The following is a 12,127-nucleotide window of genomic DNA, read 5'->3' as shown; positions in this document are numbered from 1 at the left end:
CATATTGCCGTATAGTGGGAACAGGTTTGGTGCGTGCCGACAAGGGCGCATGACGGCACCCTTCGAGTGGAAGGTCAGCCGGGACGGGAAATCGATGCCAAAGAAGGTTATGATCGTCGAAGACAACGAGCTCAACATGAAGCTCTTTCGCGACCTCATCGAAGCGAGCGGCTACGAGACGGTGCGCACACGCAACGGCCTGGAAGCGCTGGATCTGGCGCGGCAGCACAGGCCGGACCTCATCCTGATGGACATCCAGCTGCCGGAAGTGTCGGGCCTCGAGGTCACCAAATGGCTGAAGGAGGACGATGATCTCCACGTCATCCCGGTCATCGCCGTCACCGCCTTCGCGATGAAGGGGGACGAGGAGCGCATTCGCCAGGGCGGCTGCGAGGCATATATCTCCAAGCCGATCTCGGTGCCGCGTTTCATCGAAACCATCAAATCCTACCTGGGCGATGCCTGATGTATCTTTCCAGCCGAGCCGGAGCTTTGTGAAATGACCGCGCGGATCCTCGTCGTCGACGACATCCCAGCCAATGTCAGGCTGCTGGAGGTTCGGCTGCTCGCCGAATATTTCGAGGTCCTGACCGCCACCAACGGGCCGGACGCGATCGAGATCTGCGAGAACGGCAAGGTCGACGTCGTGCTGCTCGACGTGATGATGCCCGACATGGACGGGTTCGAGGTCTGCCGGCGGCTGAAGGGCGACCCGGCGACATCGCACATCCCTGTCGTGATGATCACCGCGCTCGACCAGGTTTCGGACCGGGTGCGCGGCCTCGAGGCCGGCGCCGACGATTTTTTGACCAAGCCGGTCAACGATCTGCAGTTGATGACGCGCGTCAAGAGCCTGGTCAGGCTGAAATCGCTGACCGACGAGCTGCGGCTGCGCGCCTCGACGACACGCAATATCGGCATCGAGGAGCTTTTGAGCCGCAACTTCGCTACCGACGATGCGGTGCCGAAGGTGCTGCTGGTCGACGAGCGCAAATCCTCGTTCGAGCGCATCCAGAAGATGCTGCGCGGCAGTGCCGATCTCGACGTCGCCAACGATCCGCATGCAGGCTTCTTCCAGGCCGCCGAGCAGCCGTATGAATGCGTGATGATCTCGACGGCCTTCGCCGATTTCGACCCGCTGAGGCTCTGCTCGCAATTGCGCTCGCTCGATCGCACCCGTTTCCTGCCGATCATCCTTCTGGCGGACGAGGGCGAGGAGGGGCGTATCATCCGCGGCCTCGAACTCGGCATCAATGATTATCTGATGCGGCCGATCGACCAGCAGGAGCTGACCGCGCGGCTGCGTACGCAGGTGCGGCGCAAGCGCTACAACGACCAGCTTCGCGCCAGCGTCACCCAGACCATCGAGATGGCGGTGACCGATGCCCTGACCGGCCTGCACAACCGGCGCTATCTCGACAGCCATCTGCAGACGCTGTTCGACCGCGCCGTGGCACGGCGCCGGCCGCTGTCGGTGATGATCACCGATCTGGACCGCTTCAAGAGCATCAACGACGCGCATGGCCATGACGGCGGCGACGACGTGCTGCGCGAATTTGCGCGGCGGCTGCGCAAGAATGTGCGCGGCATCGACCTGGCCTGCCGCTTTGGCGGCGAGGAGTTCGTCGTGGTGATGCCGGACACCGACGGCGCGGTGGCCGAAAAGGTCGCCGAGCGCATTCGCGCCGAAATCGCCCAGCTGCCGTTTCCCGTCGGCGCCGAAGGCAAAGCCGTCGAAGTCACCGTCAGCGTCGGCGTGTCGTCGGTGCTGAAGGGGGTAGACACGGTCTCCGCGCTGATGAAACGCGCCGACCTTGCGCTCTACGAAGCCAAGAGCGGCGGCCGCAATCGCGTCGTCGCCAAGGCGGCTTAGCACCGAACACCAATTGCCGGGTCAACGCGACAAGGTTACGAATTTACCTTAATCCAAGCGATTTGCGAGGCTTGGTTAAGAAACGGTTGATTTCCATAAGTTGTTGCGCAAATGTGCAGCCCTTAGACGTAACCGGCACGAGGCTAGATCGCCGGTTCGACCCGAAGAATACCCCATGATGCTCAGGTCCGCCGCATCTCCTGGGTCCGTGGGGTCGGCCGGCCGGCGCTGGCACATAGTGGCCTCCTCGTACCGCTGCCAAACGCCGGCCGGCCCCCAATTTTCAGAACACATCAGGATTCTACGCCAAGACCCGGAAAACGCTTGGTTTTTGTCGCGGCAGCGACAGCGCCCTTTGAAATAGCCGGCTGGGCAGGGCGTATGCGCCCGCAGTCGATTGACAGGCCCCTGTCTTCTATGCAGAAATTGGTTGGACCATTGAGCCATTTGGTGACCCGTTGGCATGACCGAATTCGGCCTTTCCCCCATACAGGCAACTGCTCGTGACGACGCGGTGCTCAAGGCGCTGGCCGGCTTTGTGATGCGGGAAGCTCTCGGGCCCGGCCAGAGACTGCCGACCGAACGAATCCTTGCCGAGCGCCTCAAGGTGAGCCGCAACACCGTGCGCGAGGCGTTGACGCGGTGGGAAGGGCTCGGCCTGGTCGAACGGCGCCAAGGCAGCGGCACCTATCTCAAGGGAGTGGTCTCGCTGGACATGCTGCACATGCCGCTGACGCTGGCCGGCGGCAATGATTTCACCAGCCTGATGCAGACGCTGGAAATCCGCCGGGCGCTGGAAGCGGAAGCCGCCGCCCTGTGCGCCGTCCGCGCGGGCCAGGCAGATCTCGTCGAGATCGGGCGCAAGCTCGACATTATGGAGCAGGCCTTCCACACCCGCGCCGGGATGTCGGCGGAGGAGGACTGGGAATTCCACCAGTCGATCTACCGCAGTTCCGGCAATCCGCTGTTCGAGCAGATCATCGCCGCCATGCACGAACTGTTCCATCGTTTCTGGGAGCATCCGCTCGGCGTTCGTGATTTCGGCCACGCCAGCTTTCCTTACCACCGCACCATCTACGAACGCATTGCCGCGCACGATCCGGAGGGGGCCCGGGCCGAGGCGCTCAAGCTGATCGCCACCGTCGAGGACGATCTGAAGCGCGGCGCGGCCAAACTCGAACTTTCAGGCCAGAAATGAGCGATCATCCCGCCGGTTTCGAAAACGACTATCTCGCCGAGGCAGCGACGCTTCTCGCCCATGACGAGCCTTTCCCCGGCGGCGCGGTGGTCCCGCCGATCTACCAGACTTCGCTCTTCACCTTCGCCAACTATTCCGAGATGGCCGACACATTCGCCGGCAGGCGACGTCAGCCGATCTATTCGCGCGGCGACAACCCGACGGTCATGGAGTTCGAGGCGCGTGTCGCCGCTCTCGAAGGCGCGGAGGCCGCGCGCGGCTTTTCCAGCGGCATGGCGGCGATCAGCGCCACGGTGCTTGCTTTCGTCGGTGCCGGTGAGCGCATGGTTGTCGTGCGCAATTGCTACGGCGATGCCTACCGGCTGTTCGAACGGCTTTTGCCACGGCTCAACATCAAGGTCGACTACGTCGACGGTTCCGATCCGGACGCGGTCGCGGCAGCACTTCCCGGCGCCAAGCTGCTCTACCTGGAAAGCCCGACGTCGATGATGTTCGAGCTCCAGGACATAACCCAGCTGGCGCGGCTGGCCAAAGACCAGGGCATCATCACCTCGATCGACAATTCCTGGGCGACGCCGGTGTTCCAGAAGCCGATTTCGCACGGGGTCGACCTGGTGCTGCATTCGGCCTCGAAATATCTCGGCGGCCACAGCGACACCGTCGCCGGTGTGGTGGCCGGTTCGGCCGCCCATATCCGACATATCAACGAGCAGACCTATTCCTACCTCGGCGGCAAACTTTCGCCTTTCGAGGCCTGGCTGTTGCTGCGTGGCCTGCGCACATTGCCGCTGCGGTTGCCGCACCACATGAAGAGCGGGCTGACCATCGCCGAACGGCTGAAAGCGCATGACCATGTCGAGCGGGTCAACCACCCGGCCTATTCCAACCATCCAGGCAAGGCGACGCTTGCCGGCTATGCCGGGCTGTTCTCGTTCGAAGTGACGGAAGACGTCGACATCCCGGCTTTCGTCGATGCGCTGAAACTCTTTCGCATCGGCGTCAGCTGGGGCGGCCATGAGAGCCTGGTCGTTCCGGCAAAGGCCTCGCTCGAGCAGACGCCGGGCCTGAATTCGATGGCGCGCTTCGGCGTCAGCCCACGAACCATCCGCTTCAGTGTCGGATTGGAAAGTGTCGAAGACCTGTGGGCGGATGTTGCCCAGGCCTTCGACAGAGCAAAAAGATAAAGGAGCCGTTCAAAATGGGAGTGCTGAACATGAAAAAACTGAGCATCCTTCTTGGTGCCGTCGCGGGTCTGGCGATTTCCGCCGGCAGCGTGCTGGCCGATTCCACGGTCAAGATGGTCGAGGTCATCACCAGTCCGCCGCGTACCGAATTCCTCAAGAAGCAGATCGCCGAATTCGAGGCGGCCAATCCGGGTGTCAAGGTCGAGCTGGTATCGCTGCCCTGGGGCCAGGCGTTCGAGAAGTTCCTCACCATGGTGCAGGCCGGCGACACGCCCGACATCGTCGAGATGCCGGAGCGCTGGATGGGCCTCTATGCGACCAACGGCCAGCTCGAGGATCTCGGGCCATACATGGCCAAATGGGATGATGCCAAAACGCTTGGCGAGCGTGCCAAGCAGTTCGGCTCGACGGTCGATAACAAGCAGTACATGATCCCTTACGGCTATTACCTGAACGCGCTGTTCTGGAACAAGAAGCTGTTCAAGGAGGCCGGTCTGGACGGTCCGCCGGCGACGCTCGATGAATTCGTCGAGGACTCCAAAAAAATCTCGGCGATACCGGGCAAATATGGCTACTGCCTGCGCGGCGGCCCGGGCGCCTTCAACGGCATGCATATGTTCATGAACATCGCCGCTGGCAAGGGCGGCTATTTCAACGAGGACGGCACCTCGACCATCAACGAGGAAGGCTCGGTCAAAGGCCTGCAGATGCTCGCCGACATGTACAAGAACGGCCTGGCGCCGAAAGATGCGGTGAGCTGGGGTTTCAACGAGACCGTCACCGGCTTCTATTCCGGCACTTGCGCCATGCTGAACCAGGATCCCGACGCGCTGCTCGGCATCGCCGACAAGATGAGCGCCGACGACTTCGCCGTGGCGCCGATGCCGGTCGGGCCGAGCGGCAAATCCTATCCGACGCTCGGTTATGCCGGCTGGGCGATGTTCGCCAATTCCCAGCACAAGGACGATGCCTGGAAGCTGATGGCGACGCTGTTGTCGCCCAAGGACAATCTGGAATGGGCAAAGGAAGTCGGCGTCATTCCAATCCACAACGGCGCCGACCAGGACGCTCACTTCAGGACCGAGCAGTTCAAGGGCTGGTTCGAGGAACTGAACAACGGCGACAAATACGAGATGGTGACGCCGCCGACTCACCTGGAAAACCTTGGCAATTTCGTAGACCAGGTGGCGATCAAGAATTTTCAGGAAGTGCTACTTGGTCAGAAGGCGGCCAAGGACGTGGCCGACGAATGGGCCAAGTTCCTGACCAAGGAACAGCAGGACTGGCTGGCCAAGAACAAGAAATAGCTTTTCTTCCTTCTCCCGTTCACGGGGAGAAGGTGTCACGACGTGACGGATGAGGGGCGGCGCCAACCCGACTTGGCTCGCGCTGCTTCTCATCTGCCTGCCCGTCCTCCGCAGCAGGTGCGCTGCAGCTGCGGAGGGTGGACCGGCATCTCCCCGTAAACGGGGAAGGCGCTGTCGCCAGCCCGTGCTTACCCAGGAGACGATCCAGTACCAATGACCTATGCCGTGTCCGAAATCCGATCCGCCGGGAGGCCGCGAAAGAGGCGGCTATCCCATGCCGCGATCGAGCCTTGGCTCTATCTCAGCCCGGCGATCGCGCTGCTGGTCGTCGTGCTGCTGGTGCCGCTGGTTATCGGTGTCGGCTACTCGTTCCGCAAATTCTCCGCTTTCAAATCCGAATATGTCGGGCTTGGGCAATATCAGGCGATGCTGTCGGATCCCGTGCTCGGGCAGGCGCTTGTCAACACGCTGTGGTGGACGGCAGCCAGCCTGTTCTTCCAATTTTTCCTTGGACTTGGCCTGGCGCTGCTGCTCGACACCCCGTTCCGGGGCAGAAAGATCGTGCAGGCCGTGGTGTTCCTGCCTTGGGCGGTACCGTCCTTCCTCTCTGGCCTGACCTGGGCCTGGCTGTTCAACCCGATCATCGGGCCGCTGCCGCATTGGCTCTACGCCTTGGGGCTGAAAGCCGAGCCAACCAACGTGCTCTCCGATCCCTCGACAGCCATGTGGGGGCCGATCGTCGCCAATGTCTGGTTCGGCATTCCCTTTTTTGCCATCACGCTTTTGGCGGCGTTGAAGTCGATCCCGTCAGAACTGCATGAGGCGGCGGCGATCGACGGCGCCTCGCCGTGGCAGCGCTTCACCAAGGTGACGCTGCCGTTCCTGGCGCCGACCATCGTCATTACCGTCATGCTGCGCACGATATGGATCGCCACATTCGCCGACCTGATCTTCGTCATGACCGAAGGCGGGCCTGCCGGTTCGACCGCCACAGTGCCGGTCTATATCTATGTCAGCGCGTTCAAGTCGCTGGACAAAGGCTATGCCTCCGCAGTGGCGGTCCTGCTGCTTGTGCTGCTCATCGTCTATGCGATTGCGCTTATCGGCATCCGCCGTTCGCTGGTGAGGCACGTCTGATGATTGCCGGACGCTCCGCTTCCTCGCGCGTCCTCGGCGGTATCGGCCTTTACGGCGGCATCGGTGCCTATATGGCCTTCGCGTTGTTCCCGATCTTCTGGACGTTGAAGATCTCGGTTACGCCGGAGCGGCTGCTCTATTCCGAAGGCATCACTTTCTGGCCGTCGCAAGCGACGCTGCAGAACTTCGTCACCGTGCTCGAAGCCACCGATTTTCCACGCTATTTCCTGAACAGCGTTATCGTTTCGGTGTCGACGGCAGCCTTCGTAACGGTCATTGCCACGCTGGCCGGCTACGCCATGTCGCGATTTTCCTTCCGCGGCAAGGCGACCCTGGCCATCCTGCTTTTGCTCACCCAGACTTTTCCGCTGGTGATGGTCATTCCGCCGATCTACCGCATCATGGGACAGATCGGCCTCATCAACAGCCTAACCGGCCTCGTCATCATCTACACCGCATTCAATACGGCCTTTGCGACCTTCCTGATGCAATCTTTCTTCGACGGCATCCCGCGAGACCTGGAAGAGGCAGCCATGATCGACGGCTGCACGCGCCTGCAGGCGATGCGCAAGGTGATCGTGCCGCTGACGCTGCCCGGCATGGGCGCGACGCTCGGCTTCGTCTTTACCGCCGCCTGGAGCGAGTTGCTGTTTGCGCTGATGCTGATTTCCAGCGACGACCAGAAGACCTTCGCGGTCGGCCTGCTCACCTATATCGGCAAATTCGCGGTCGACTGGGGACAGATGATGGCGGCTTCCATCCTGGCGCTGATCCCGGTCTGCGTCTTCTTTGCCTTCCTGCAACGCTACCTCGTCACCGGCCTTACCGCCGGCGCTGTCAAGGGATAGATCGATGGCCTCCGTTACACTTGACAAAGTCCGCAAAGACTATGGAGCGGTGCGCGTTCTGCACGCAGTCGATCTCGAAATCGCCGACGGCGAGTTCGTCGTTCTGGTCGGCCCGTCCGGCTGCGGGAAGTCGACACTGCTGCGTATGATCGCCGGGCTGGAGGAGGTCTCCGACGGCGAAATCCATATTGGTGAGCGCCTGGTCAACGATATGGCGCCAAAGGACCGCGACATTGCCATGGTATTCCAGTCCTACGCGCTCTATCCGCACATGGACGTGTCGAAGAACATGGGCTTCAGCCTGATGCTGAGGAAGGCCGGGAAGCCGGTGATCGATGCAAGGGTGGACGGGGCCGCCAAGCGGCTCGGGCTCGATGCGCTTCTGCAGCGCCTGCCTCGGCAATTGTCCGGCGGCCAGCGTCAGCGCGTCGCCATGGGCCGTGCCATCGTACGCGACCCGAAGGTCTTTCTCTTCGACGAGCCGCTTTCGAACCTCGATGCCAAGCTGCGCGTTCACATGCGTGCCGAGATCAAGGCGCTGCACCAGCAATTGAAGACCACTTCAGTCTATGTCACCCACGACCAGACCGAAGCGATGACAATGGCCGACCGCATTGTCGTCATGCATGACGGCCTCGTCCAGCAGGTCGGTGTGCCGCTCGATCTGTACGACCGGCCGGTCAACATGTTCGTCGCCGGGTTCATCGGCTCGCCCGGCATGAATTTTCTGTCTGCCGTGGTTGAAAAGGGCGCCAAGCCGGATGCCATCCTGGCCGACGGCCAGAAGCTGAGGCTGCCGGACGGCCTGCCGCTCAGGGATGGCGATGCGATCACCGTCGGCTTGCGGCCCGAGCATATCCGGCTCGCCGACAATGGCGCGCTGAAGGGCGAGGTGGGTGTCGTGGAGCCGCTCGGCCTGTCCACCCAGTTCTATGCCAGGCTTGCCGGCCAGCAGGTCTGCGTGTTTGCCATGGGCCGGGCCAGCGTGAAGCCGGGTGAGGCCGTGCGCCTGTCGGCTGATCCGGCATCGCTCCATCTGTTCGATCCGGCAAGCGGCGATCGCATCGGCTAACCCTGCATCCCGAAATGAAAAACGCCGCCCGGAAGGCGGCGTTTCGGTACTGCGAGAAAAAACCCGATTACTTGATCTTGGTTTCCTTGAATTCGACGTGCTTCTTGGCGACCGGGTCGTATTTGCGGAACGACAGCTTGTCCGTCTTGGTGCGGCTGTTTTTGCTGGTCACGTAGAAGAAACCGGTGTCGGCGGTCGACAGAAGCTTGATCTTGATGTTTGCGGCTTTGGCCATGATGTTCGTCCGTTAATGTTCGTGGAGTTTTGGCCGCTGGAGCACGGGAAACACCCGGACGCGGGAAACTTGCCGCGACACATAAAGAACGCGCCCGGAAAGTCAACCCTTGTCCAGGTTCTGTGCCGTAAGCAGATGAGTTGTCCGGATTAGGTAGCACATGAGTTGTCCGGGTTTATTGCCAGCCGATGGAGGCTGGGGACGAAGCGGACATTGATGTGCTACCAAAACCGACAATTTGATTGGGTGCCGACCGCCGCGGGAGGCTCCTGTGTGCCTCCGGCCGTCCTCTGGGTGGCGTCTCAGTTTGAATGCTGGCTATGAGTATCGAGCGATGGACGGCTGATCGATCACCCAAAGCCAGTTCCCGTCACCTTGCCGGCGAGCGATTTCCGCAGTAACGGTGCCGTCGGCAAGGCGCGTGGAAGTGAGCGCCAAATCCCTGTTGATGATAGCCGGACGCTGATCTCCGAGATCAAACTTCCGTCCCGCTGCCACCAACTTGGCGTAAAATCGGCGGATGGCATCTCTGCCGCAGGCCAACTGTCCGTTGCCGGTATCGAGGATGGCACCGGGTTCGTAAAGAGCAGCCATTCCTTCCGCGTCTCCCCCTTGCTCGCGAGAAACCAATAGCCGCGCCAGGTCCTGGGGATCGCTTGCCGGGTTGCGGTTTGCTTCATCATTCATCGGCAGGCTTCCTGACAGCCAGATTCAAACCGAGATACGACCAGGTTCCGGTCACTCCGCCGCGACGGTTTCCGGTTGCAACGCCGTCTTCCAGTCTCCCGTCGTGTTCCACCAGCGGTTCGGGTTGGCGCGGTCGTCGAGACCCTTGGAGCGGCTGGCAAGCAGTGGCTGAATGCGGATCACCGGTTCCTGATAGCTGTGAACCTGATAAATCGCTTCGACGACGCGTGCGGCGAGCTTCTGGTCATCGGGCAGTTCGAACGACACCTCGACAGTGCCCGACCGCCTGCGCAATTCCGTCTCGGCGCCGACGGCGGCACCTTCAAGCGGCCGGTAACGTTCGATGCCGTCCGCCGACTGAAAGGCATTGCTGTCATATTTGCCCATTCCGAGCGGTGCGATCGCGACCACCGCCTCCATGATGCGGTCGACATCAGCTGCCGGTGCCTGAAAGGTCACCAGCAGCAGCAATTCCATCCGCAGCGATTTCGTTTCAAAGCCACTATCGATCATCCGAGGTCTCCCTGCTTATGCACTTTGGGGGAGCATATACTCGAGCCCTCCTGACATGGTTGTGTCAGGAGTTGGTCAGCAGTGGGAGCGATGTCGGCAGCTGGGCCGACTCAGAGGATTTTGCGGAGCAGCCTGGTGCCGACCAGCACGATATAGCAGGCGAAGAACAGGCCGAGCGCCCAACCGAAGCCCGACGGCCCGAAAGCGTCCATGCCGATGCCGATCGCCTGCGGGCCAAGCACCATGCCGACGCCGTAGCAGAGCACGAAGGCGGCGTTGGCGGAGGCCAATTCGTGGCCGGAAAGCTGCGAGCCGAGATGCGCCAGGCCGATTGTGTACATGGCAGCGACCACACCGCCCCAGACGAACAGAAGCGCTGCCATCAAATGCCAGTTCTGCGCGAAGTACGGCATGAAGACCGTGCCGGCAAGCCCGACGGTGGCACAGGCCATCAGCAGATAGCGACGGTCGCTTACGCGGTCGCTGATCATGCCGATCGGGATCTGCAACAGCACGTTGCCAAGCCCGATCATGGTGAGCAAAAGGGCGGCGTCCGCCTCTGAGTAGCCGATGCGGCTACCGTAGACCGGGAACAGTGCAAAGCCGCCGGTCTCGACCGCGCCGAACACCAGCACGGCCGCGGTCGCCGTCGGCACCAGCCAGATGTAACGCAGGAAATTGCTGGTTTCGCCGTCCGAGACGATCGTCGGGCTCTCGTTGCGTGCCGCCAGGACCGGTATGGCAGCGAGCGTAACCAAGGCGATGGTAACGCCGAAGGGCAGGAAGCCACTGCTGCCGAGATGGGCGAACAGCCAAGGCCCGGCGGCAAAGCCGAGAGACAGCACGGTGGCATAGATGCCGAGGACCAGTCCGCGCCGGTGTGGCGGCGCCGAGGTGCTGATCCAGAATTCCGACAGGATGAACAGCACCGTCAGCGCGATATGCAGCAGCACGCGCAGCGGAAACCACATCCAGAAAGCTGGCGCGAAATGGAAACCGACAAAGGCCAGCGCCCCGGCGGCGATCATGGCAAGCATCGTCCAGGCGACCCCGAACCGCATGGCAAGCGGGGTGGCGAGCGGCGCGCCGGCGATAGAGGCGAGGCCGGCGACCGCGGTGTTGAGACCGATCATCGACGCGGAATGGCCACGCGTTTCCAGGATCACGCTGAGCAGCGGCATGCCAAGGCCGATGGCAATGCCGACGACGCTGATCGACGAGATCGCCGCGACCATCGGCAGCCAGTGTACGCGTTCCTTGCCCTGCGGCTGGGTATCGACTGTCATGGAATGCCTGGCTGCTCTAGAGAATTTCGCGGACGAAGCGATTGCGGACAAGCCGGTAGAACGGCACGGGACTGCCGGGGCTCAGCAGCGGATCCCAGGCGAGCCGCGTTTCCAGTTCCTCCAGGACGGTGCGCGTGATGTCTGGAATATCGGCTTGCCTGGCCTTGGCCAGCGGCAGCCAAACGACGTCCTCCAACTCGTTGGTCGGACCGCCACCCGGCCGTTCAACGGCGACATCGTCGCGCCATGCGGCGAGAAAGCGCGTATCGAAGCGGCGCACCCGGTTGGGCGGGGTGATGGCGCGTGCGACGAAGCGCAGCGCTTGCAGTGATGGGATGACGCCGTGTTCGACAAAGCCCTGCCAGTCGCGCCTGGCGGTTGCGAACACGCCTTTTTGACCGATCAGCAGGCCGGCCTCCTCATAGGTTTCGCGGATTGCCGACAAGGCAATGGCGCGGGCGCGAGCCGGGCTGGTGCGACCGATGCCAGCGGTCAATCTCGCTTCTTCCTCGGGATGAAGTGCGGTGGCTGTCGAGATGCGGCTGTCGGCCGGATCGGTGCGGCCGCCGGGAAACACGAATTTTCCCGGCATGAAGGCATGACCGGCGTGGCGGCGGCCCATCAGCACCAGGAATTCGTCGCCTTTGCGGTCAAGCAGGATCAGCGTCGCGGCGTCGCGCGGGCGTATAGGCTTGGCCTCGAGCGCGATCCGCTCAACCTTGTCGACTTCCGCCTTGGTCATAACGTCCATGCGGTCGACCTAGCGGAATCTTCTCCGATGCGAAAG

The 12,127-nt window shown here is 62.1% G+C and carries 13 protein-coding genes; 8 read left to right on the top strand and 5 right to left on the bottom strand.

The window, feature by feature from the left end; all coding sequences use genetic code 11:
* The first annotated feature begins 94 nt into the window (after positions 1-94).
* The 8 genes from NKJ81_RS12775 (at position 95) to NKJ81_RS12740 (ending at position 8,619) form a co-directional block, all read left to right on the top strand.
* On the top strand, positions 95-466 hold the full coding sequence (locus tag NKJ81_RS12775; RefSeq protein ID WP_006334976.1) for a response regulator: 372 nt from the start codon (positions 95-97) through the stop codon (positions 464-466).
* Between the two features lie 33 nt (positions 467-499).
* Positions 500-1,873: a PleD family two-component system response regulator gene (locus NKJ81_RS12770; RefSeq protein ID WP_352540644.1), complete on the top strand. Its 1,374-nt coding sequence runs from the start codon at positions 500-502 to the stop codon at positions 1,871-1,873.
* Between the two features lie 463 nt (positions 1,874-2,336).
* A complete protein-coding gene (locus NKJ81_RS12765; protein ID WP_023679986.1) occupies positions 2,337-3,071 on the top strand; it encodes a FadR/GntR family transcriptional regulator in 735 nt (244 codons plus the stop codon).
* Positions 3,068-4,255, top strand: a complete 1,188-nt coding sequence (locus tag NKJ81_RS12760; RefSeq protein WP_352540643.1) for a PLP-dependent transferase — start codon at positions 3,068-3,070, stop codon at positions 4,253-4,255. Before NKJ81_RS12765 ends, NKJ81_RS12760 begins: the two co-directional genes overlap by 4 nt.
* Before the next feature lie 29 nt (positions 4,256-4,284).
* Positions 4,285-5,562, top strand: a complete 1,278-nt coding sequence (locus NKJ81_RS12755) for an ABC transporter substrate-binding protein (RefSeq protein ID WP_031212851.1) — start codon at positions 4,285-4,287, stop codon at positions 5,560-5,562.
* Positions 5,563-5,775: 213 nt separating this feature from the next.
* On the top strand, positions 5,776-6,699 hold the full coding sequence (locus NKJ81_RS12750) for a carbohydrate ABC transporter permease (protein ID WP_352540642.1): 924 nt from the start codon (positions 5,776-5,778) through the stop codon (positions 6,697-6,699).
* Complete coding sequence (locus NKJ81_RS12745; RefSeq protein ID WP_352540641.1) at positions 6,699-7,547, top strand: carbohydrate ABC transporter permease; 849 nt, start codon at positions 6,699-6,701, stop codon at positions 7,545-7,547. The genes NKJ81_RS12750 and NKJ81_RS12745 overlap by 1 nt, the downstream gene beginning before the upstream one ends.
* 4 nt (positions 7,548-7,551) lie before the next feature.
* Positions 7,552-8,619, top strand: coding sequence for an ABC transporter ATP-binding protein (locus NKJ81_RS12740; RefSeq protein WP_352540640.1), 1,068 nt, complete (start codon positions 7,552-7,554; stop codon positions 8,617-8,619).
* 67 nt (positions 8,620-8,686) lie between these two features.
* Here the strand turns inward: NKJ81_RS12740 and rpmG are convergent, their stop codons facing one another.
* The 5 genes from rpmG to NKJ81_RS12715 all read right to left on the bottom strand — a co-directional run bounded on the left by rpmG (position 8,687) and on the right by NKJ81_RS12715 (position 12,091).
* Complete coding sequence (gene rpmG, locus NKJ81_RS12735; RefSeq protein WP_006201775.1) at positions 8,687-8,854, bottom strand: 50S ribosomal protein L33; 168 nt, start codon at positions 8,852-8,854, stop codon at positions 8,687-8,689.
* A 318-nt stretch (positions 8,855-9,172) separates the two neighbouring features.
* A complete protein-coding gene (locus NKJ81_RS12730) occupies positions 9,173-9,541 on the bottom strand; it encodes a YybH family protein (protein ID WP_352540639.1) in 369 nt (122 codons plus the stop codon).
* Between the two features lie 51 nt (positions 9,542-9,592).
* The gene (locus NKJ81_RS12725) at positions 9,593-10,054 is read right to left on the bottom strand and encodes a YqfO family protein (RefSeq protein WP_352540638.1); all 462 of its coding nucleotides are present in this window, start codon (positions 10,052-10,054) and stop codon (positions 9,593-9,595) included.
* A gap of 110 nt (positions 10,055-10,164) precedes the next feature.
* Entirely contained in the window at positions 10,165-11,340 is a 1,176-nt protein-coding gene (locus NKJ81_RS12720; RefSeq protein WP_352502459.1) for an MFS transporter, read from the bottom strand.
* 16 nt (positions 11,341-11,356) lie between these two features.
* On the bottom strand, positions 11,357-12,091 hold the full coding sequence (locus NKJ81_RS12715; protein WP_352540637.1) for an NUDIX hydrolase: 735 nt from the start codon (positions 12,089-12,091) through the stop codon (positions 11,357-11,359).
* Between the last annotated feature and the right edge of the window lie 36 nt (positions 12,092-12,127).

The sequence above is a fragment of the Mesorhizobium sp. M0018 genome (assembly GCF_040323955.1).
Lineage (GTDB): Bacteria > Pseudomonadota > Alphaproteobacteria > Rhizobiales > Rhizobiaceae > Mesorhizobium.
This window is presented reverse-complemented; position numbering and strand designations above follow the sequence as displayed.

Excerpts from the sequence above, each read along its gene's own strand:
- NKJ81_RS12725 (WP_352540638.1), bottom strand. The coding sequence starts at position 10,054 with ATGATCGATAGTGGCTTTGAAACGAAATCGCTGCGGATGGAATTGCTG.
- NKJ81_RS12745 (WP_352540641.1), top strand. The coding sequence starts at position 6,699 with ATGATTGCCGGACGCTCCGCTTCCTCGCGCGTCCTCGGCGGTATCGGC.
- NKJ81_RS12755 (WP_031212851.1), top strand. The coding sequence starts at position 4,285 with ATGAAAAAACTGAGCATCCTTCTTGGTGCCGTCGCGGGTCTGGCGATT.
- rpmG (WP_006201775.1), bottom strand. The coding sequence starts at position 8,854 with ATGGCCAAAGCCGCAAACATCAAGATCAAGCTTCTGTCGACCGCCGAC.
- NKJ81_RS12760 (WP_352540643.1), top strand. The coding sequence starts at position 3,068 with ATGAGCGATCATCCCGCCGGTTTCGAAAACGACTATCTCGCCGAGGCA.
- NKJ81_RS12740 (WP_352540640.1), top strand. The coding sequence starts at position 7,552 with ATGGCCTCCGTTACACTTGACAAAGTCCGCAAAGACTATGGAGCGGTG.
- NKJ81_RS12730 (WP_352540639.1), bottom strand. The coding sequence starts at position 9,541 with ATGAATGATGAAGCAAACCGCAACCCGGCAAGCGATCCCCAGGACCTG.
- NKJ81_RS12765 (WP_023679986.1), top strand. The coding sequence starts at position 2,337 with ATGACCGAATTCGGCCTTTCCCCCATACAGGCAACTGCTCGTGACGAC.
- NKJ81_RS12715 (WP_352540637.1), bottom strand. The coding sequence starts at position 12,091 with ATGGACGTTATGACCAAGGCGGAAGTCGACAAGGTTGAGCGGATCGCG.
- NKJ81_RS12720 (WP_352502459.1), bottom strand. The coding sequence starts at position 11,340 with ATGACAGTCGATACCCAGCCGCAGGGCAAGGAACGCGTACACTGGCTG.
- NKJ81_RS12750 (WP_352540642.1), top strand. The coding sequence starts at position 5,776 with ATGACCTATGCCGTGTCCGAAATCCGATCCGCCGGGAGGCCGCGAAAG.
- NKJ81_RS12770 (WP_352540644.1), top strand. The coding sequence starts at position 500 with ATGACCGCGCGGATCCTCGTCGTCGACGACATCCCAGCCAATGTCAGG.
- NKJ81_RS12775 (WP_006334976.1), top strand. The coding sequence starts at position 95 with ATGCCAAAGAAGGTTATGATCGTCGAAGACAACGAGCTCAACATGAAG.